The 21,698-nt window shown below is 51.8% G+C and carries 15 protein-coding genes; 8 read left to right on the forward strand and 7 right to left on the reverse strand.

Annotated features, from left to right (window positions below; all coding sequences use genetic code 11):
• The first annotated feature begins 97 nt into the window (after positions 1-97).
• The gene (locus tag FOA19_RS19045) at positions 98-1,531 is read left to right on the forward strand and encodes a BatD family protein (RefSeq protein WP_149092431.1); all 1,434 of its coding nucleotides are present in this window, start codon (positions 98-100) and stop codon (positions 1,529-1,531) included.
• Positions 1,528-2,607 carry a chorismate synthase gene (gene aroC, locus FOA19_RS19050; RefSeq protein ID WP_149092432.1) on the forward strand — a complete coding sequence of 360 codons (1,080 nt, stop codon included), beginning with the start codon at positions 1,528-1,530 and terminating at the stop codon, positions 2,605-2,607. Before FOA19_RS19045 ends, aroC begins: the two co-directional genes overlap by 4 nt.
• Before the next feature lie 503 nt (positions 2,608-3,110).
• Here aroC and FOA19_RS19060 read toward each other — a convergent pair.
• Positions 3,111-4,487 (reverse strand): sodium:proton antiporter, encoded by a 1,377-nt coding sequence (locus FOA19_RS19060; RefSeq protein WP_149092434.1) that lies wholly within the window; start codon positions 4,485-4,487, stop codon positions 3,111-3,113.
• A gap of 209 nt (positions 4,488-4,696) precedes the next feature.
• Between FOA19_RS19060 and FOA19_RS19065 the strand changes: the two genes are divergently transcribed.
• Together FOA19_RS19065 and FOA19_RS19070 are read left to right on the forward strand one after the other, a co-directional pair.
• Positions 4,697-5,314, forward strand: a complete 618-nt coding sequence (locus tag FOA19_RS19065; protein WP_149092435.1) for a NifU family protein — start codon at positions 4,697-4,699, stop codon at positions 5,312-5,314.
• A 191-nt stretch (positions 5,315-5,505) separates the two neighbouring features.
• A complete protein-coding gene (locus tag FOA19_RS19070) occupies positions 5,506-7,152 on the forward strand; it encodes a peptide MFS transporter (RefSeq protein ID WP_149092436.1) in 1,647 nt (548 codons plus the stop codon).
• Positions 7,153-7,570: 418 nt separating this feature from the next.
• Here FOA19_RS19070 and FOA19_RS19075 read toward each other — a convergent pair whose 3' ends face one another.
• Positions 7,571-8,845: a NupC/NupG family nucleoside CNT transporter gene (locus tag FOA19_RS19075; RefSeq protein WP_149092437.1), complete on the reverse strand. Its 1,275-nt coding sequence runs from the start codon at positions 8,843-8,845 to the stop codon at positions 7,571-7,573.
• Positions 8,846-9,456: 611 nt separating this feature from the next.
• Here FOA19_RS19075 and FOA19_RS19080 point away from each other — a divergent pair.
• The gene (locus FOA19_RS19080; protein WP_149092438.1) at positions 9,457-10,881 is read left to right on the forward strand and encodes an APC family permease; all 1,425 of its coding nucleotides are present in this window, start codon (positions 9,457-9,459) and stop codon (positions 10,879-10,881) included.
• Between the two features lie 108 nt (positions 10,882-10,989).
• Here the strand turns inward: FOA19_RS19080 and FOA19_RS19085 are convergent, their stop codons facing one another.
• Positions 10,990-11,922, reverse strand: a complete 933-nt coding sequence (locus FOA19_RS19085; RefSeq protein WP_223808984.1) for a YitT family protein — start codon at positions 11,920-11,922, stop codon at positions 10,990-10,992.
• A gap of 224 nt (positions 11,923-12,146) precedes the next feature.
• On the opposite strand from FOA19_RS19085, the gene FOA19_RS19090 reads away from it, so the two are divergent.
• Positions 12,147-12,551: a hypothetical protein gene (locus tag FOA19_RS19090; protein WP_149092440.1), complete on the forward strand. Its 405-nt coding sequence runs from the start codon at positions 12,147-12,149 to the stop codon at positions 12,549-12,551.
• A gap of 290 nt (positions 12,552-12,841) precedes the next feature.
• Positions 12,842-15,085, forward strand: coding sequence for a cation:proton antiporter domain-containing protein (locus FOA19_RS19095; protein ID WP_149092441.1), 2,244 nt, complete (start codon positions 12,842-12,844; stop codon positions 15,083-15,085).
• A 334-nt stretch (positions 15,086-15,419) separates the two neighbouring features.
• Here FOA19_RS19095 and secDF read toward each other — a convergent pair whose 3' ends face one another.
• The 4 genes from secDF to FOA19_RS19115 form a co-directional block, all read right to left on the reverse strand.
• On the reverse strand, positions 15,420-18,410 hold the full coding sequence (secDF, locus tag FOA19_RS19100; RefSeq protein ID WP_149092442.1) for a protein translocase subunit SecDF: 2,991 nt from the start codon (positions 18,408-18,410) through the stop codon (positions 15,420-15,422).
• A 175-nt stretch (positions 18,411-18,585) separates the two neighbouring features.
• Complete coding sequence (locus FOA19_RS19105; protein WP_149092443.1) at positions 18,586-18,951, reverse strand: hypothetical protein; 366 nt, start codon at positions 18,949-18,951, stop codon at positions 18,586-18,588.
• 101 nt (positions 18,952-19,052) lie between these two features.
• The gene (locus FOA19_RS19110) at positions 19,053-19,676 is read right to left on the reverse strand and encodes a uridine kinase family protein (protein WP_149092444.1); all 624 of its coding nucleotides are present in this window, start codon (positions 19,674-19,676) and stop codon (positions 19,053-19,055) included.
• Between the two features lie 76 nt (positions 19,677-19,752).
• Positions 19,753-20,349, reverse strand: a complete 597-nt coding sequence (locus FOA19_RS19115; RefSeq protein WP_149092445.1) for a non-canonical purine NTP diphosphatase — start codon at positions 20,347-20,349, stop codon at positions 19,753-19,755.
• 526 nt (positions 20,350-20,875) lie between these two features.
• On the opposite strand from FOA19_RS19115, the gene FOA19_RS19120 reads away from it, so the two are divergent.
• Positions 20,876-21,694: an MlaE family ABC transporter permease gene (locus FOA19_RS19120; RefSeq protein ID WP_149092446.1), complete on the forward strand. Its 819-nt coding sequence runs from the start codon at positions 20,876-20,878 to the stop codon at positions 21,692-21,694.
• The last annotated feature ends 4 nt before the right edge of the window (positions 21,695-21,698 follow it).

Below are 21,698 nucleotides of genomic sequence, written 5' to 3' on the forward strand. Positions count from 1 at the left end.
TTGAACTATGCCCCAGATAGATAGGGAGGCTGAGCGGTTATTCGTACTTTTGTGAAAATTAAAAGGCGGCTTTTTAGGGCCGTTTTCAAGAAAACAGATGAAAAAGGCGGTTATCTTCTTTCTATGGTTTATGGGCTGGGCCGCCTGGTGCAGCGCGCAGAGCCATACTGTAGAATTTGGCCCCACCTCCATTCCTATTGACCAATATTTCACTATTTCTTTAAAATCGCCGGGCGTGCGGCCGGCCAAAGTTGAAGGATTCCCAGAGATTGAAGGTTTGCAGAAAAGCACCCAGAAATCGTTTACCACTACTATCACCAAGGGAACCAAGACCTCTATGGTCTATACGCTTACCCAGCAATACGCGCCGCTTAAGGAAGGAGAGGTAACCGTGAAGCCCTTTACGCTGGTGGTGGACGGTAAGAATGTGCCTGCTCCGGGAATCAAGGTAAAAGTGGGACCGTCGGCGCCTGTGGTTCCGGTGCCCAAAGATAGCCTGGCCGCCCCCGCACCTGTAACCGCCGCTGCCCCAGAGTTTGTAGACGTGAAAGAGAATGCCTTCCTCACGCTGCACGTGCCCAAGGAGAAGGTGTTTGTGGGGGAAGCGGTACCAGTCTCGCTGTGGTTTTACGTAGCCGATGCTGACTTGGGCCTCTTGGACTTCTATGAGTTTGAATCGCAGATTGGAGCCATTGTGCGGCAGCTGAAACAGCGGAGCACCCTGGAGGAAGTGGTGCAGCAGGAGGAAATCCTGCCGGAGAAAATCAAGATAGGGGAGAAGCCGTTCACCCGCTATAAACTGTACGAAGCCCTCCTGTTTCCCATCACGCCGCAGCCGCTCCGTTTTCCGGTGGTGAGCCTGCGCATGATCAAATACAAGATCGCGAAAAACCCTTCGCTCCTCACCCAGAACCGGTTGCCCGAAAACAAAACCTATTCGGCCCAAAGCAAAGACGTGACGGTACGTGGGTTGCCGCCGCACCCTTTGCGCGACCAGGTGGCGGTGGGCGTTTTCCGGCTGGAAGAGCAGGTTTCCCGCAAAACCGTTTCCCTGAACCAGAACCTGGTGTACCATTTCAATATCAAAGGGGAAGGCAATATCAGAACCCTGTCGGCCCCGCAGAGCCTGGGCATCTCCAGTGAGTTAGAAATCTACTCGCCAGAGATACGGCAAACCCTCGAAGTAACGCAGGGACGGCTAATGGGCAACAAAAACTTTCGGTATTTCATTGTGGGGCGCCAGGCAGGCGAGTTTCCTTTGCGGGAACTGTTCCAGTGGGTGTTTTTCAACCCCACAACTGCCCGCTATGACACCCTTCGGCCGGCGCTCACGGTGCAAGTACGGGGGCAGGAAGACCAAAATAGTTTCATCAGGGCGCAAGATGTGGGCGATTTTTACAATATTGCCGCCACAGAAAGCAATGAGCTCATCGGCATAGACCAGTTCAAGGAGGTGCGCCTGTACACCAACGTGGTGCTGGGCCTGCTGCTGGGAGTGGCTTCGTTTATTTTCATACTAAAGAGGAAATGAGTAATACCTACGGATCCATTTTCCGGATCACCACCTTTGGGGAATCGCACGGGACGGCCGTGGGCGTGATTGTGGATGGCTGCCCCGCCGGCCTGCCCATCACCGTTGAGGAAATCCAGGCCGCGCTGGACCGTCGCCGCCCGGGTCAGTCCAAAATTACCACGCCCCGCGATGAGAAAGACCAGGTTCAAATCCTCTCTGGTATCTTCAAAGGCCAGACGCAGGGTACGCCCATCGCGCTGGCGGTTTTCAACAAAGACCAGGCGAGCCACGATTACTCCCACATAGAAAACGCCTATCGGCCCTCGCACGCAGACTACACCTATACCGCCAAATACGGTTCCCGCGACCACCGCGGCGGCGGTCGGAGCTCGGCTAGGGAAACGCTGGCCCGTGTGGCCGCCGGGGTATTAGCCCAGAAATTTCTGGCGCAGCAAGGCATCCAGATCACCGCGTATGTCTCGCAAGTCGGCCCCATCCATGCTCCCGCTGATTACACCAAACTAGACCTTAGCCAAGTGGACAGCAACATTGTGCGTTGTCCGCACCCCGAGACGGCCCAAACCATGATCCAGCTCATTGAGGAAACCCGCGACCGGCTGGACACCGTGGGCGGCGTGGTCTCCTGCGTGGTTACCGGCGTACCGGCTGGCCTGGGAGAACCCGTATTTGACAAACTGCACGCTGAGTTAGGCAAAGCCATGTTGAGCATCAACGCGGTGAAAGGCTTTGAGTACGGCAGCGGCTTTGAGGGCGTGAGCATGTACGGTTCTCAGCACAACGATGTCTTCTATACCGATGACGACGGTCAGGTGAAAACCCGCACCAACCACTCGGGTGGCATCCAAGGCGGCATCTCGAATGGTCAGGATATCTATTTCAAAGTAGCGTTCAAGCCAGTGGCCACTATCCTGCAGCCGCAGAGCACCATTGATCAAAGCGGCCAGGAAATCACCCTGCAAGGCAAAGGCCGCCATGACCCTTGCGTGTTGCCCCGTGCCGTGCCCATTGTAGATGCCATGGCGGCGCTGGTGCTTGCTGATTTTGTGTTGCGGCAGCGGACGAATAAAATATGATATGTTTAAGGCCTGTTTTTTGAAAAACAGGCCTTAAACATTATAAAGGATTTTGCTTGTGTTTGTGAGGTGATTTCCATTTGGAAGCGGTTTTTTTTGATAACGTAGTCCGTTTTTGCTGGCGTGGCGCCGCGGTTTGCGTGGGTTCAATAACTTCATTGTTCCATAGCTGGGCTCCGAGCGCTCACGGCCGCGGGGCCCCGCCTTCCGGTCTCGCGCTGCTGTTTTAGCCTTGGCCGGTTGGCCTGCCGCTCTCGCGGCACCAAGTCTAAAACAAAGGCGCTCAACCGAAAGGCTGGAAACAGAAATGCGCATCAGCTTATTTGCACCATCAAAATTGTACATGGTTCAAGTCTGTGACTTGGACCCAAAATGACGGGCAGTTTGCAACTGCCCTGAGGCGAGAGCCTCAAATCATGTGGGGTTATTTTCAAGCAAAAGGCGCTTTCGGGCTGTTTTATTGAAAACAGTCCGAAAGTGCCTTTTGTCCGTTAAGCGAACCTCTACAAAATCACTAGAATCCAAATCAAAGTCAGGACCGGGAGCAGGTAGACCAGGGAGTACTTGAACATATATTGGAAGAAGGGGGGCATGTTGACGCCGGCCTGCTCGGCGATGGATTTCACCATGAAATTGGGTCCGTTGCCAATGTAAGTCATCGCGCCAAACAGAACCGATCCGATGGAGATGGCTTCCAGTACCAGCAGGGTCTCTGGGGTTTGGCCTAAGCCGTGGGCGAAGTGGGAGACTTGGGTGGTGTTGGCATAATTAAGGTGGTACTTGGCCATACCCAATGACAGGAAGTTGGCGTACGTGGGGGCGTTGTCCAGCACGCCGGAGAGAGAGCCTGCTACCCAGTAAAAGACCGAGGGTGTCAGTTTAGCGGCAAACTCGGGGGACGAGGCTAATTCTGCGGAAAGCTGCAACGCGGGCATCATGGTGAAGAAAATCCCGAAAAACAAAAACACCACCTCCAGAATAGGGTCAAAGGTGAAGTGGTTTCCGTTGAGCGCGGTGCGGCTGGCGAATTTGAAACACAGGAAAGCGGCTATGAGCTGGACAATCTCCCGCATAAATGAGATTTTGATGCCGCCTTCTAGCGGAATGTACGGCAACCAATCAAAGGAGGCCGGGTTCAGGAACGTAGCGCCAATGATAACCCCCAGCCACAGCAGGTTGCGTTTGCCGGTAAAGTAGAACTCGGTTTTGGCTTCATTGCGGGCCTTGACGGCAGGCTTCGGCGTAAAGGTTTCTTTGTTACGGCTGTCCAGAATATAGAAGATCAGGCATAGGGCGCCCACGGCCATAACCCAGGGCGTGAAAAGGTGCTGCAGCGTCCAGAAAAAAGGCACGCCTTTCAAGAAACCGATGAAAAGCGGCGGATCGCCCAGCGGGGTCAACAAGCCTCCCGCGTTGCTCACGATGAAGATAAAGAATACGATCTGGTAAGGCTTGATGCGGTGGTTATTCAGCCTGATGAACGGCCTAATGAGCAGGAGTGAGGCTCCGGTAGTGCCAATCAGGTTGGCGATAATGGCGCCAAAGAGCAGAATCCCTACGTTAATGAGCGGCGTGGCATTCGCGTTGGCGTTGATGTAGATGCCGCCCGCGGCGACGTACAGAGAACTCAGCAAGATGGCGAAAGAGGCGTACTCGGCCAGGGTCTCCACCGGCAGGTGCGTGTCATGCAAGACAAACAAGTAATAGGCCAGTACCAGCAACCCTAAGCCTATGGAAATATTCTTGAATTGGTGGTGCCAGAAATTTGGGAAGAAAATTGGGCCGGTGGCAATCAGGCCAATCAGCAGGGCAAAAGGAACAATAAGGAAACCAGGCACATGGGGCGCCGAAGAGGTCAGCAGAACAGTGTCTAAAAGCATAAGCACGTAATGAAAGAAGGAGCAATCAGGATAAAGTTAAGGTTTATCCGGGAAAGCGGGGGCGTTTAGGGCTTCGTTTAAGAAAAACCGGCTTAAAACAGAGAAAGGGCGGTACCCAAGAAGTAACTAACAGGTATCGGAAATTCTCACTAATTTTGGAAACTTAAATACCTGAGCGTAAGTTTTTACTTTATATAAAGAAGACAGCCATGACTGAAAATACAACCCAACCGGTTTCTGTGTACGCCGAGGCGAACCCTAACCCGGAGTCAATGAAATTTGTCCTGAACTCTACCTTGTTGGGAGAGGGCGGAAGCGTGGACTATCCAACCGTAGAAAGTGCCGCAGATTCTCCTTTCGCGCAGGAGCTGTTCAACTTTGACTATGTGTCCCGCGTGTTCATCGCGAGCAACTTTGTCACCGTAACCAAGAACTCTCCGGTGCAGTGGCCGCACCTGATCCCAGAGCTGAGAACGTTCATTAAATCATACGTAGAGGCTGGCGGCCCTATTTTCCTGGGCAACCCGGTAACTACCAGCGCGGCTTCGGCCTCTGCCGAGGTGCCTGCTGACCTTTCTGCCGAAGACACGGAGATCTCGCAGAAAGTGATTGACCTGCTAGAGAATTACGTGCGTCCGGCGGTGGAGCAGGACGGTGGTAACATCACTTTCCGTTCGTACAAAGAAGGCGTAGTGACCGTGAACCTGCAAGGTTCCTGCAGCGGCTGCCCGTCTGCCACCGTTACTCTTAAAGCTGGCATTGAGAACCTGCTGAAGCGCATGGTACCCGAAGTGACCGAGGTAGTTGCCGAAGGCGTTGTGCTCTAATAAATAACATACCCGTCATGAAAAAGGCCCTGCTCTGTCAGGGCCTTTTTCATGACGGGCTTTTCTGCCTTGCGAGGAAAGAGTCGAGTTTTTAGCCCGATTTTAGCAATTTCGGCCCGTTCTATATTCCACTAGCGGTATATTTTCATTTCTTTTGCCTATTTTCAAAGCAGATTCCAAAATGTACCCTAATGTCAACAACTGCTTCTAAGCACCCCAAAGGCCTGTATTACCTCTTTCTGGCGGAAATGTGGGAACGCTTCGGCTACTACCTCATGATAGGTATTTTCTTCCTGTACATGACCGATACCCAGAGCGGTGGAATGGGGTTGCCCAAAGACCAGGGCTCCGATATCTACGGAACCTTCATTGCCCTGGTGTTCTTAACGCCTTTCATTGGCGGCCTCCTGGCCGATAGACTGCTGGGGTACCGGTTGTCCATCACCATTGGCGGGGTGCTCATGGGGCTGGGCTACTGCGGCCTGGCCATGCCCGGCAATGCGTTTTTCTACCTCTCGTTGGCGCTCATCGTCATCGGGAACGGATTCTTCAAAGCTAATATCTCTACGCTGCTGGGCAATCTTTACTCAGAGCCGCAATACCTGCCCAAGAAAGACACCGGGTACAACATCTTCTACATGGGTATCAACGTGGGGGCCTTTATCTGTAATTTCGTGGCGGCCTATCTGCGCAACACCTACGGCTGGGGCTTCGCGTTCCTGGCGGCCGGTATAGGCATGTTCATTGGCTTGATCATCTTCTGGGCCGGAAACAAAACCCACCGCGACTACGACATCCGGAAACCCGCCCAACCGCATGACATGCCCCTCTGGAAAGTCTTCGGGATTGTGATCCTGCCGGCCATTGTGGTGGGTATCCTGAGCTGGTACCTGATTCCGGGTGATGTATTCGGGTCCGATTCCACCGATGCCTTCATTTTCGGATCTATTCCCATTATCCTGTTCTACGTGAGCCTCTGGGCGCGTGCCTCGCAGGAAGATAAGAAACCCATTGCGGCGCTGCTTTCCATCTTTGCGGTGGTGGTGGTGTTCTGGGGCGTTTTCAAACAGAACGGTACCGCCCTCACCACCTGGGCCGAGTACTACACCGACCGTAGTTTGCCAGCGGTGCTGGAGAAACCAGCCGCCTCCCTGGGCATGGTACAGCAAGTAGACGCTACGCCTACCACCGTCCCTGATTTTGACGCCGCTTTCCGGACCCGCACCGATGTCGAGGGAAAGGTAATCACCAAAGAAAGCGTATCTCCTTACCTGAACAACCTGCCCCAAGAAGAATGGCCGCAGGAAGGCAACTCTCTCTCGCTTATCTCCACCGAGCTGTTCCAGTCCATTAACCCGTTTTTCGTGATTGCCTTAACGCCCTTGGTGGTAGGGTTCTTCGGGTTGCTGCGCCGAAACGGGAAAGAGCCCAGCACGCCGGCCAAGATGGCTTTGGGGTTATTTATCACCGGCCTTTCCACGCTGGTGATGGTGGGCGCCGTTTGGGCAGGCGACAACGGCCAGCTCAAAGTGTCTAGCCTGTGGCTTGTAGGAACCTATTTTGTGGTTACCCTGGGAGAACTCTGCCTCAGCCCGATGGGCTTGTCTCTGGTCTCCAAAGTGAGTCCGCCGCGGTTAACCGCTCTGATGATGGGAGGCTGGTTTATCGCTACCTCCATCGGGAACAAGCTCTCTGGTATCCTGGCCAGCCTCTGGGACACCTACGACGACAAGCAATACTTCTTCTGGGTTAATTTCGCAGTAACGGTCTCTGCGGCCCTGGTGCTCGTGCTCATGCTCAAGTGGCTGCGCCGAATCATGGAAAAACCGGCTATTTAATCTGAGTGCATTTCGGACAAATGCCCAATAAAGAAACGTAAGACCGCATGGATAGCTAATTCCATGCGGACTTACGTTTTATCTTGAGTAGCCTTAACCTGTCCCATTTTTCGTTTCCTTGGTCTGTTCCTTGACAGACCAACCTCTTGACGAGAGGTTTTGAGTTTTGCAATTCGGTCTGTCAGGGGACAGATCAAGGAAGAAGTTTTACTGAGAAAATTCCCCTCCTGGGAGGGATAGGGGTGGGTTCCTCTCTTCCTGATAACACATTACAAGTCCCAATTATCCAAAGAAGATAATTGGCTACTTTCTGATTTGAAGCCGCTTTCCCAAAAACTGCCCTAAAACGCCATCGGCGGCTACCCAACTGTTGAAGCTGTATAGCCGCCGATGGCGTTTTATTCAAAGAAAAATTTCCTTACAGCAGGATTCCGGCTAGGGCGGCAGACATATAAGAAGCCAGCGTTCCACAGATCAAGGCTTTCAAGCCGAGGGCGGCCAGGTCTTTTCTCCGCTCTGGTACCAACTGCCCAATGCCACCCACTTGAATAGCGATCGAGCTGAAGTTAGCGAAACCACACAAAGCAAAAGACGTGATAAGCAAAGTCTTAGGGTGCAGGTTGGCTTTGATGGCGGCCAGGTCAAGATAGGCCACAAATTCGTTAATCACGATTTTGGTCCCCATCAAGGAGCCGGCGGTGAACATGTCCTGGGAAGGAACGCCCATGGCCAAAGCGAAAAGGGAGAACACGCTACCCAGTAGGCTCTTCATGCTCAGATTCTCCAACGGAATACCAACGGCATCCAGAGACATCCCCATGCCCGCCAGTGATCTACCTACAAAACCCAGGAAGTAATCCAGCAAAGCAATCAGGGCAATAAAGCCTACGAGCATGGCTACTACGTTCAAACCTACGCGCAGACCGTCAGAAGCGCCGTGCGAGATGGCATCTACCAGGTTGGCGTCCTGTTTCTTAACCTCGATGCCTACTTTACCCTTGGTCTCGGATACCTCAGTCTCGGGGAATACAATTTTGGAGATCACCAAGGCTCCGGGGGCAGCCATGATACTGGCCGCAATGAGGTACTCGGCCGGTACACCCAGCGCGATGTACACCGCCATTACACCACCCGCAATACAAGCCATACTACCGGCCATAGAAGCCAAAAGCTCAGAGTTGGTCATGGTAGGCAGATAAGGTTTGATCATGATCTGGGCTTCTACCTGGCCCACGAACACACTGGCCACGTTAGAAACCGCCTCACTGCCGCTCACGCCCATAAGTTTGTGCACGCCACGGGCCACCAGAGAAACAATGCGCTGCATCAAGCCAATGTGGTAGGCGATGCTCACCAGTACCGCCACGAAAATGATGGTAGGCACAATCTTGAAGAAGAAGATCACATCATTGCCTACCCCGAAGGCCCGGTCCATTTTCTCTTTGTTCACCAGCGCCCCGAACACGAACTCGGCGCCGCGGTCAGAGAAGCTCAGGATTTGGGTAATGTAATAACCCAGTTTCTGGAAAATCATCTGCCCGAAAGGAACCTTCAGGATAAAGAAAGCCAATCCAAGCTGGAGCGCAAGGCCCACCACCACCAGCCGCACGTTGATGGCTTTCCGGTTATTTGAAAGTAAAAAGGCAATACCTAAGATCAGAACAATGCCAATCAGGCCGGTAAATCGGTTCATATAAAATTGAAAGGGTTTTTGATGTTAGTTGGGTTTGGGGCTACCAATGACCAGGAATTTGCATGGATCATGGTTAACGTCTCAGGGAATTATGTTGACTACCAGGCCTACCCAGAAAGGAGAGAAAGTGAAAAAGGGGAGGCAGATGCAGCAACGTCGCCACGGCGAAAACAGTCCTGGAAGACGTCATGTTGGGTATGTTAAAAAACATGGTGACAAAAATACAGATATTTACCTGTAAAACCTTAGCCCCTAAAATTTTATCTGTCCACCTGTAGCGTAAGCGGACGGGCCATTTCTCCATAGCCAGAGAATTGTTCCTTTTCCATGAAAGTGTCCCCCCAAGGATTGATAGCGGAGCCTCGTAAAAGACTCTAGCAGCGCGCTGTTTTAAAGCCAATTTCATCAAAACAGCCTCTAAACACTTGATTTGGAAGTGGTGGGAATGTTTGTTCTAAGTTGTAAAGTTTCCCTGCGTGCGGGAGTAAGAATAAACTTTTGGGTTTGGCTTGGTTTCTGCCGGAAGATGCCTGCGTAAAAGCGCCGCGGTGGCGGTAAATGAAGAAGGTTTCTGAGATTATTCGTTTCTTGTAAGAAACTAGTCAACCAATATGGACAATACAAAGCAATTGCACCGCACACTGGGGTTGCGCCTGGTAGTGGTGGTGGTGATTGGCAACATCATAGGATCTGGGGTTTACAAGAAAGTGGCGCCCATGGCCGCAGAGCTGCATTCGCCCGGATGGGTGCTCATCTGCTGGATTTTAGGGGGAATCATCACCCTATTCGGGGCTCTGAGCAATGCAGAAGTAGCCGGTTTGCTCGCCGATACGGGCGGCGAATACGCTTATTACAAACGCATTTATAACCGCTTTTTCGCTTTCATTTATGGCTGGTCACTGTTCTCCGTGATTCAGACGGCAGGTATCTCGTCGCTGGCCTATGTGTTTGCGCAGTCTTTGCACAGCCTGGCCGCGGTGCCGCCGTTGCTGCCTGAGTTAGCCGATGTGAGCATTGCGGGCATTTTTTATCCCTTCGCCGATTTCAACGTGAAACTCACGGCCATTCTACTCATCATCTTTCTTACCTGGATCAACAGCCGAGGTGTGAAGGCGGGAGCCGGCCTGAGCACCGCTATCCTCGTTTTGGTATTCATCGGGATTGGCCTTATCATCCTCTTCGGGTTGGGCAGCGGCAACGCCGATCTCAGCCGCAGTTTTGATCTGCAGACCTCCAATAATCAGCCGGTTTCGTTCAGTGCGGTGTTTGCGGCTATGCTCTCGGCATTCTGGGCGTACCAGGGCTGGGCTTCGGTGGGCTTTGTGGGCGGCGAGATCAAAGATCCGCACGTGAACATTCCGCGCGGCATCACCATTGGCGTGTTCACCGTGATCGCTATTTACCTGTTGGTCAACGCCACTTACTTGGCGCTGCTGCCCATCCAGGACCTTGAGGGTATTTATAAAGCCGGAAACCAGATTGCCGCCATTGAGGCTGTGAAAAGTTTCTGGGGCAGCGGCGGCGGCTTTTTCATCTCCATCCTGATTCTGGTGACCACCTTGGGCTGTACCAACGCCACCATCCTGGCCAGTTGCCGCACCTACTTTGCCATGGCCCGAGAGGGACTGTTCTTCCGGAAAGCCGCCGATCTGAACAATGCGCAGGTACCCGGCAACTCGCTTGTTTTCCAGTGCGTTTGGGCCTGTGTTCTGGTGCTCTCGGGCACGTTTGACCAACTGACGGATATGATCATCTTCGCGGTGTTCATCTACTACGGTGCCACCACGTTGGGCGTATTCATCCTGCGCCGCAAGATGCCCGATGCCCCTCGCCCTTACAAGGCCTGGGGTTATCCGGTGGTGCCGGCCATCATGGTGATCTTCTGCGTGGCCCTGTTCTTCAACACCATCATTGTGCGTCCCCGCGAAGCCGGCATCGGTATGATTCTGATGCTCACGGGTATTCCCATGTACTGGTGGTTTATGAAGAAAAACGCCAGAAACCAGGAGCCTGTCGAGATAGAGACGCACGCATAAGCACAGAATATAAAAATCGCCCTGTTGGTTTTAGGCTCATTTTGAGAGATATGGGCCTAAAACCAACAGGGCGATTCATTTTTAAGGTGATTTCGGTGGAGGAGCGGCTTAATGCAGGCTTCTTCTTTTGACCATTCCGCCATCGGTATCGTCAATGCTTTGCTGAATCAGGAAGGCATCTGGGTCAATGGACTTTACTTCTTTCCGCAAGGCCGGAATCTCCAGGCGGGTTACTACGGTGAAGATGATGTCAATCTCCAGGTTGTCGCCGCGCTTCCCGAATCCTCTTTTGCCCTGGTAGATGGTGACCCCGCGGCCTAGTTTCTCTGTGATGGCTAACCGCACTTCCTCGCTCAGCTTGGAGACGATGGTTACACCCGTGTATTGCTCTATCCCGTGCAGCAAGAAGTCAATCATTTTGGAGGCCGAGAAATAAGTGAGGATGGAGTAGAGCGCCACATCTACGCCCAGGAAAAAGGCTGCCGTGCAGAAGATGAAGATATTGAGCAGGAGAATGACGTCGCTCACCTTCATCAATGGGTAAAACTTGCTGACCAATACGGCCGCCACTTCGGTGCCGTCCAAAACCGCCCCACCGCGCATGGCCAGGCCAATCCCCAGACCAATGAAAACCCCGCCAAAAATAGACGTGAGCATCTTGTCTGCGGTCACATCGGGGAAGGTTACCAGCGCTATGCACACTGAAAGCCCCACAATGGCCGAGGCACTCTTAATGGCAAACACCCGCCCCACGTAGCGGTAGCCCATGAAAATGAAGGGGAGATTAATAATTACAATCAGAAGCGAAAGCGGTATACCGAAGAGATGCGTGAGGAGCATGGAGATGCCGGTTACCCCGCCGTCAATGAAATGGCTGGAAAGCAGGAATCCTTTTAGCCCCATTGCCGCTGAAAGTATGCCTAAAATAATGAGCGGAATGTTTTTGAGTTCGGCTCTAAGGTCAACGTGTTGAGCGGCGGCGGACAGCATAGATGGCAGGAGTATCTGGTTGAGGAGAAAAGACGGTTGCTTACTAAGCAAGATAAGGAAAATAGGTTCTTGAAAGGCAAAACCACATAAGCGCAGGAAAGAAAAAGCACAGTTATTTTTAGCTCTCCTTTTGGAAAAGCAGGCCAAAAACCTATTCCGAAGTCAGAAATTAATGCTTAAGGGACCAAAGATTGGCCTACCGAGAGGAGGGAGGTGCCCCAAAGACTTGGGGGTTGGACTGGCATAAGGGCCTAAAAACCTTTAACTTTACAGGAATGCTGCACCAGGTGTTCAGGAAAATAGCGTCCCCTTTTAAGTTCTCCCTCATGGGAGTAATGCTGCTTTGGGCGCTCACGTTGCCCGGGCAGGAAGTGGAGGTCTATAAATTTCTGCTCAGTTTTACCACGGGCAAACCGGCTCCCGCCAGCTCGTACCTGGAAAGAGGCACAGGCAAATTATCTGCGGCAGAGGTACAGCAAGAGGCCCTGCATGCCTTCAAAGAGGCCAGACCCGCCAAAGCACCCCTGCTGAAACTGAGTCCCGCCTTGCTGGCCCGTTCAGAGGAGGGACTTACTCCTTTGCTGGTTGCTTCCTTTCAGCTTTCCTCACCTACGTTTCCCGGAGAAGCATTCGTTCAGGCAAAATACCTTCTCACCTCTCTTCAACCCAACGCTCCTTAGGTTTTCAAAGCCTTTTCAGGTGCTCTAAGGCCCGTGTCTCTTCTGTACCGGCGTAGGATCACTGGTGCGTTTTCGTGCTGTTTTCTTAAAATCTGGTGGTTTTTACCCGCCCGTATGCCAAGGCATGCCGCTGATTTTAGCGGCTAAGTAACGGCTCCTATCTAACATTTTCCTTTCCAACTGACGGCAGAAGAACTCTTTCTTTCCTGCGGTTAGTCACCTCTATTTAGCATTCTGCTGCTGCCTGCTGCTGTGAGCGGGCGGTTGAATTTCCTTTCACCTGTTCATTTATGACGCATTTACCACATCTTATCACTGATTTGGGGTTGATCCTGGGGGCTGCCGGTATCACTACCCTTCTATTCAAAAAACTGAAACAGCCTTTGGTGCTGGGCTACATTATTGCGGGTTTACTCGTGGGCCCTCATTTCGCCCTGTTCCCCACCATCGTGGAATTGGAGAACATTAACATCTGGGCTGAGATCGGCGTGATTTTCCTTTTGTTCAGCCTGGGGCTGGAATTCAGCTTCAAGAAACTGGTGAAAGTGGGCGGGGCTTCGTCCATCATGGCTTTGATAGAGGTGGTGGTCATGCTGCTGCTAGGCTATCTCACGGGTAAGATCCTGGGCTGGACCACCATGGACAGCATTTTCCTGGGCGGTATTCTCTCTATTTCCTCCACTACCATCATCATCCGGGCTTTTGACGAACTAGGCGTGAAAACCCAGCGGTTCGCCAGGCTGGTATTCGGGGTGTTGATTGTGGAGGACCTGGTGGCCATCCTGCTGATGGTATTGCTTTCCACTGTGGCGGTGAGCCAGCAGTTTGCCGGTTCAGAGATGCTCACAGCGGTGCTCAAGCTGGCCTTCTTCTTATTGCTTTGGTTTCTGGGCGGCATCTTCCTCATTCCCACCTTCCTCCGGAAAGCCAGCAAACTCATGAACGACGAGACGCTGCTCATTGTCTCGCTGGCGCTGTGCTTGCTCATGGTGATTCTGGCGGCCCAAGCCGGATTCTCGCCAGCCTTAGGAGCGTTTATCATGGGATCTATCCTAGCCGAGACCACCAAAGCCGAGAAAATCGAGCATCTCATCTCATCGGTAAAAGATTTGTTTGGAGCCATCTTCTTTGTCTCCGTGGGCATCCTGATCAACCCGGCCATGATGGTGACGTACGCCGGTCCCATTGCGCTCATTACCATTGTTACCTTGCTTGGGAAAGCCATCAGTATCACGGGTGGCGGTTTGATTTCCGGGCAAGGTTTGAAGACTTCAATTCAGTCGGGGATGAGCGTTTCGCAGATTGGCGAGTTTTCGTTTATCATTGCCACGCTGGGACTTACCTTGAACGTCACCAGCGATTTCTTGTACCCGGTGGCGGTGGCGGTTTCGGCCATTACCACTTTTACTACTCCTTACATGATCCGGCTTTCCGGTCCTCTGTACCAGTTCGCGGAAAGGGTGTTGCCGGAAAGGTGGCAGACCTCTTTGAATGAATACAGTTCCGGAACGCAGACTATTTCCACTACCAGTGACTGGAAACTGGTGCTCCGCTCTTACCTGATCAACCTGGTGGTGTACTCCGTCATAGTCATCAGCATTGTGCTTTTGTCGGCCCAGTACCTGAATCCGTTTATCACCCAGAATGTGGTGGAAGGCAACTTAGGGGACATTATCACCACGGTGATCACGTTGGTGTTTATGGCGCCGTTTCTCTGGGCCTTGGCGGTGCACCATCCGCAGAAAGAGGCACAGGGCCGCATTTGGGCCAACCGCAATTACCGAAGTCTGGTGATTGTATTGGGTTTTGCCAGAATAGCCATCGCTATCCTTTTCATCGGGTTCTTGCTGAACCAGTTCTTCTCGGTGCAGTTGGCGTTCCTGGTGGGGTTGGTGATTGCGGCACTTATGATCATCTTTTCCAAAAGAATCCAGCGCTTCTACATCCGGATAGAGAACCGGTTTTTACGGAACCTCAACGCCCGCGAAATCCACGAAGCCTCCAAGATGCACCACACCATTACTCCCTGGAATGTACACCTGACCAGCTTGGATGTGGCGCCTGAAGCCGAAGTGGTAGGGAAAACCTTATATGAGCTGCAGATCCGGGAGAAGTATGGGGTCAATGTGGCCGTGATTGAACGGGGAGACCGCACGCTTATGGCGCCTACCCGCAACGAGCAACTATTCCCGCATGATAAACTCTACGTGTTTGGTTCAGACGAGCAGGTAGAGGCTTTCCGGCAGTTTATCCAGGCCAAACCAGCCTCCCTGCCCGATAGTGAGCGCGAGAACGTCAGCCTGCAGAAACTGCAGATCAAGCATAATTCTGTTCTGCTGCAAAAGTCCATCCGTAACTCCGGCATCCGGGAGAAAACCAAGGGATTGATTGTGGGCATTGAGCGGAGAGGGGAGCGAATCCTTAACCCAGACTCCGAGATGGTGTTCCAGGAGGGCGACATCGTCTGGATTGTGGGCGTTCCCCGGAAAATAAAATCGTTGGAAGGAGGGATAGAACAGGTGGTTTCCGCTTAGGCTGGACCTGTAGTACTTGGTGAATTATCTGATTTAACCTGCCAAATGCCTTTAAGGTTGAACTTGGTAGCTTCTGTTTTAAGGTTGTTTTCTTAAAATCGGCTTTAAAACACAGGGGAGCTTGCCAACTCAATTTTGTCTTAAAGCGGTTGTGGTTCTTCAGCGCTATTGATGATGTTTTCCAATCATCGTTTATTGGCTCTTTTCTCAAAACTGCCATCATACTGGAGTGAGTAGACGAAAGGCAGTCTTAGGCAGTCGTCGAACAGAAGCTATAGAAACAAAAAAGCCGGGCAGATGCCCGGCTTTTTTTATGTGAGTAGGTTAATTACGCTTATTTCGCAGCAACCACGGTTGGTTTTACGGCTACCAGTTTCTCTCTGTCCACGTTGGTCGTATCCACCACAATTGGAGCGGCGATGAACAAGGTAGAGTACGTACCGGTCAAGGAACCGATCAACATGGCGAAGGAGAAGCCTCTCAGGGTTTCACCACCAAAGATGAACAGGATGATTACCACCAGTAATACCGTTAAGTTGGTGATGATGGTACGACTGAAGGTGCTGTTCAAGGCTGGGTTCACAATGTCACGGAACTTCATGCGTGGGTTCTCATTGGTGAATTCCCGGATACGGTCAAACACTACCACGGTATCGTTGATAGAGTAACCGATGATCGTCAGGATGGAGGCGATAAACACCTGGTCCATCTCAAAGGAAACCCCAAACAGGTTAGCGATAGTGAAGGCAGAGAATACCACCAAAACGTCGTGGATCAAAGCGATTACCCCGCCCAAGCTGAACTGCCAGCGGCTGAAACGGAAAGCCAGGTACACGAAGATACCCGCAAAAGCAAGCAACACTGCTATGATGGCTGTCTTCTGAATGTCATCGGCCATGGTAGCGCCAACTTTAGAAGAGCTCACAATTCTTGGGTTTTGGGTTTGGTACTGTTTCAAGCCCTGAGCCAAAGCGGTTCTTACAGACTCATCGGCTTGGGTAGACTCATCCTCAGCGATGTAGCTGGTGGTGATTTTTAGACGGTTAGGAGCACCGTAGGTCTTTACCTCGGTACCGGCACCTTTGAACTCGTCATCCAGGGCAGATCTTACCTCAGACGCAGGAACCGCGTTGTTGAAGTCTACCACATAAGAGCGACCACCTTTGAAGTCAACACCCAACGGCAATTCACCTTTGATGAACACCGCTACTATCCCGAACAGAATGAAAATAGCAGAGAAGATGTACGCTTTCTTACGGTTACCCAAGATGTCAAACTTGATGTTTTTAAACCAGTTTCTGGAAAGAGGCGTCTCCAGGGAAAGGTTGGCGGTGTCTTTGCCTTTGGTCATCCACTCAATCAGTAAACGAGAGATGTATACCGCAGTAAAGAAAGAGGTAGCAATACCAATCATCAAGGTGATGGCGAATCCTTTTACCGGACCTGAACCGAAGAAGTACAGGATGATACCCGCCAATAAGGTAGTCACGTTGGAGTCAAAGATGGAGCTGAACGCTTTGCTGTAACCTTTCTTGATGGCTTCGCCTATGCCCAAGCCCGCATGTAATTCTTCTTTGATACGCTCAAAGATCAGTACGTTCGCATCCACGGACATACCCATGGTCAATACCATACCGGCGATACCAGGCAAGGTAAGGGCGGTACCAAACTGAGCCAAAACACCAATGATGAAGAAGATGTTGAAGAACAAGGCGATGTTCGCAATAAGACCACCTTTATTGTAGTAAGCGAACATGAACAGCACTACCAGACCCATTCCGGCCAAAGAAGAAAGCAATCCTTGGTTGATGGCTTCCTGACCCAAAGACGGACCTACAATGGCTTCTTCCACAATACGGGTAGGAGCTGGCATTTTACCGGCTTTCAGGATATTGGCTAAGTCTTGCGCTTCTTCAATGGTGAAAGAACCAGAGATAGAAGAGTTACCACCGCCAATCTCGCTCTGTACCACTGGGGCAGAGTACACATAGTCATCCAACACGATGGCCACTTGGCGACCAATGTTGTCACCGGTCAAACGCTGCCATTTCTTAGAACCGGCGGCGTTCATGCTCATGTTGATCTCTGGGCGACCTTGCTGGTCATAGTCCTGACGGGCATCTGAGATGTACTCACCAGTCAAAGGAGCTTTGCCTTCGCGGCCTTTCTTCACGGCGTACAGTTCCAAGAACTCGGCACCGTCATTCGCAACAATTGGCTTCACACCCCATAAAAACTTCATGTTTTGCGGGAACAAAGCTTTCACTTCCTGCTTCGCGAACAAGGCGTTTACTTTAGCGGTGTCACGTACGTTGGTACCTAAACCACCCGGTAGGGTAGTGAAAAGACGCGCCAGCAGGGAGCTTTGGTTAGGGTTGATAGAGTCTTTCTTGGCAGCAGCGCTGTCAGCGGGTTTGCTTAACTGGGCGGCCAGAGCAGAAGTATCTGCGCCAGCGGCGGCAGTCAAAGATTTGGTAGTGTCAGCAGCAGAAGCCAGGGTAGAAGAAGGAGCAGCAGCGCCTTTCAGTTTGTTGGCGGCTTCTTCTTTCACCAGGTAGTCATTTAACTGAGTGAAGTAAGGACCGAACTCCTGCACGCCCCAGACTTCCCAGAATTCCAGGTTGGCGGTTCCTTGCAACAGTTTTCTAACACGCTCTGGGTTGTCCACGCCTGGCAACTCAATCTGGATACGGTTGGTGCCTTTCAGGTGCTGGATGTTGGGCTGGTTTACCCCGAATTTATCAATACGGGTACGCAGGATGTTGAAAGAACGGGCTACCGCATCATCAACCTCTTTGTTGATGACAGCCAACACTTCTTTGTCAGTAGAGTTGTAGCTTAAAGAACGGGTGGTGCTGTTAGCGAAGATAGACGCCAGTTTGCCGTTTGGCTGCAGCTCACGGTAAGATTGGTAGAACAGGTCTACGAAGCTCCGCTGGCTGTTCACCTGCAATTTCTGGGCACGGGCGATAGCTTGCTCAAACGCGGCATCTCTGCGGCCACCGGCCATGGCTCTGATGATTTCCACCGGAGAAACCTCCAGCGTCACGTGCATCCCGCCTTTCAGGTCAAGACCTAGGCCAAGTTCGCTTTCCTTTACTTGCTGGTAGGTATACTCAGCGCCCAGGAAATTGAAGACAGGGGCTTTCCAGACAGAGTCAAGGTAAGATTGTTTTTTGTAGTGGTCTACGGTGCCCGTTTGAGTGGTGGCAAACCGCGTAGCGTCTTCTTCAACGCCTTTGGAGACCAAAGAGAACGACAGATAGTAAAGGCACAACGCCGATACGATAACCGTCAAAACCAGGATAAAACCTTTGTTACGCATTGGTGAATAGAGAAATAAATAAAAATGAATGATACTAGTATAAGCAGCTGGGAATGCCGTTTATGCCCCGAAAACCATAAAGTGATCAGAAAACACTAGGCACCGCCCAAAAAGAGAATGCGGAGGTTACCCGGTAAAGGCCCGAGAGGGACATAAAGTTCCGGGAGACAAGAGGTTAGGGGGCGTTGGGTGAGATGGGCAACGTAGCCAGTTGCTGCAAAAAGGAGGTCCAGTAGGGCGTACCCAGAGACGTTTTCAACAACGCCTGCACCGGCGCCGTGAAGGTAAGGCGCAGGAAGGTGGCAGGCTCGGCAATCTGTAAGGTAACAAAAGAAGTGGTGGCCTCTAAAGAGACTTTCTGCTTCACCACCGATGAATGCTGGTCCCGGCCCTGTTTGTTCAACTCCGTTTGCTCAGCCGGGGAGGCTGGGGCATGGGCGTAAGCCGGCAGGGTTCTGTGGTTCACCGTAAGCACCAACAGCAAGGCAATGCTTGTGCAAAGCAGCCGCCAATTACGTTGTATGTAGTGCCCAGGTTTCATCTCTAGTAGCAAAGGTAGAGGATTCTTGAAATAAAACAAAAGCCTCTGCTGGTGGGTGAACAGCAGAGGCTTTTGATAAGTGCCCTTGGGCCAGGAAAAGGTTATTTTTTGATTTTAGAGTTCAGGTAGGTCACCAGAACCTCCAGACCCACATCAAAGTGGCGGTTATTGGGGATGATCACATCGGCATCGTTCTTGAACGGTTTGATGTATTTCTCATAGGTAGGCGCCACGTGGTTGGTGTAGCGGTAAAGCACATCGTCTAGGTCATAGCCCCGTTCCACTTTGTCGCGGATGATGCGGCGCTGCAGTTTGATGTACTCTTTGGCGTCTATGTACACCTTCATGTCCAGGAGTTTGGCTACCTCCTCAAAGTAGAACACAAAGATACCTTCCACTACCACAATGGGCGCCGGCTTGAACTCCAACTGCCGGGGCACGATGTTTGGATTATTGAAAGTGTATTCCTGCCGGTAAACGGTCTCTCCCTTACTCAGCTGCAGGATGTCGTGGGCGTACGCGGCGCTGTCAATAGAACTCGGCAAATCAAAGTTATGAAAGCCGTTTTCGTCAATAAACTGCTTGTCGCGGTCGTGGTAATAATTGTCCTGAGAAACCAGGCAAATGTCCTCAGGTGCATACGAAGCCAGTAGTCTGCTCAGAAATGTGGTTTTTCCTGATGCGCTTCCTCCCGTAATTCCTACAATGAACGGCTTTTGATGCATAAATACGTATGGTTTACGGGGTGCAAAATTAACCATTTGTGTGCATGCAGCCTAACGCATGTTCAAAAGAATTTATTCAGGTGCCGGTTTGTACATAGCGGTGCTGCAGAAAGGACACCAACTGCTGTACGGCCCGCCCCCGGTGGCTGATTTGGTTCTTCTCCTGGCTGTCCATCTGGGCAAAAGTGCGGTCATGCCCTTCGGGCACGAAGATGGGGTCGTACCCGAAGCCCTGCTCGCCGCGGGGTTCCTCCATGATGTGCCCTTCCACAATGCCGTTGAACAGGTGCTGCTCGCCTTCTTCCAGGAAAAGCGCGATGGAGGTTCTGAACCGGGCCTTGCGGTTGGCTTGGCCTTTGAGGTTCTCCAGAACCTTCTGCATGTTGGCCTGGTTGTCGCGCTCCGGGCCCGCGTACCGCGCCGAGTATACGCCGGGCTCATTGTTGAGTGCCTCCACCTCTAACCCGGTATCATCCGCGAAGCAAATGACCTGGTACTGCTCCCACACGAAAGACGCTTTTTGCAGGGCATTGCCTTCCAGGGTGTCCTGGTCTTCGGCCAGTTCCTGGGTGCAGCCCAGGGCTTCCAGGCTCACGAGCTCAAAAGGCGGCCCCAGCAACTGCTGGATCTCTTTCAGTTTATGGGCGTTGTTAGAGGCGAAACAGATTTTCATGCGTTGTCTTTGGTATAGCGTAAGAAAGTAAGGTGTGGCAATGATACTACGGGTAGCCGGTAGTTCAAAGAACGTTAGAATGGGGCGGCAGGATGTGGTCATTGCCCCATATTGGTTCTAATCACAGGATTTTCGCTTCTTCGGCTCAAAATTATCTCACCTATTTCAAGCGCATCTGGCTCTTGCTTAGAACTCTCAACCTTTTTAATAGGTCATCAGGCTTTTTGATGTAATTTTGCCCGGGCAATTTGAGTTAAAGCTACCAGCAACCGTATACGCCGCAGGGATGTTCCTGCTTTTTGCGGGCTGGATTGGTTTTAGGCTTGTTTTAAGGAAATCGGGCCTAAAACAGCTCCTTCCAAAAATCCCCGCTAGGTTGCAGTTGGAGGATGTTTCTCCTATGAAAATGGAAAACGCGGGAGAAAACAGAAACCTGGGCCAGAGTTGCTGCATGGCGCAAAGACGCTAGTGCTTGACAGGCACCCCGGAATAAAGGGAGGCCGAAGATGAAAAACAAAGACAGTAGATGAAGTTTCTTAATGATGACGAAAGACCGGTAAGACGGCGCCGTGCGCAGGTGATCTCCCGCAGATTTGACCGCATTTTCACGGAGCTGCACAATATCGCTTCGTTTATCGGTAGGTTTTTCAAGGAGGTTTTTCTGCCGCCTTATGAGTTCAAGGAAATTATCCGGCAGTGTTTTGAGATTGGGGTGAAATCCTTGCCGCTCATCTCGCTCACGGGCTTTATCATCGGGATCGTGTTCATGAACCAGTCCCGGCCATCGCTGGCCGAGTTTGGGGCTACTTCGTGGTTGCCTTCACTGGTGTCGCTGGCCATTGTACGGGCGCTGGCTCCACTGGTAACCGCCCTGATTGGGGCAGGCCGTATCGGGTCTATGATTGGGGCCGAGTTGGGTTCCATGAAAGTGACTGAGCAGATTGAGGCAATGGAGGTATCAGCCACGAATCCGTTCAAGTTTCTGGTGGTAAGCCGTGTGCTGGCCACTACCTTCATGATCCCGGCGCTTATGATGTACACCATGTTAGTGGCGTTGCTGGGCGCTTTCCTCAACGTGAACGCGAACGAAGGCACCAGCTTCACTACCTACTTCACCCAGGTTTTTGACGCTATCACCTTTCTGGACATTTTTTCCTCGGTGATCAAATCAGCCTTGTTTGGGTTTACCATTGGCGTGGTGGGCTGCTACAAAGGCTACCATTCCTCAAAAGGCACCGAAGGCGTGGGCAAGGCAGCCAACTCTTCCGTAGTAACGGCTATGTTCCTGGTGTTTATTGAGGAGTTGCTGTCTTTGCAGGTGATTACGGCGCTCCGGTACCTCTAATTTG

Origin of the sequence: Rufibacter hautae (genome assembly GCF_008271695.1) — a bacterium.
Classification (GTDB): Bacteria; Bacteroidota; Bacteroidia; order Cytophagales; family Hymenobacteraceae; genus Nibribacter; species Nibribacter hautae.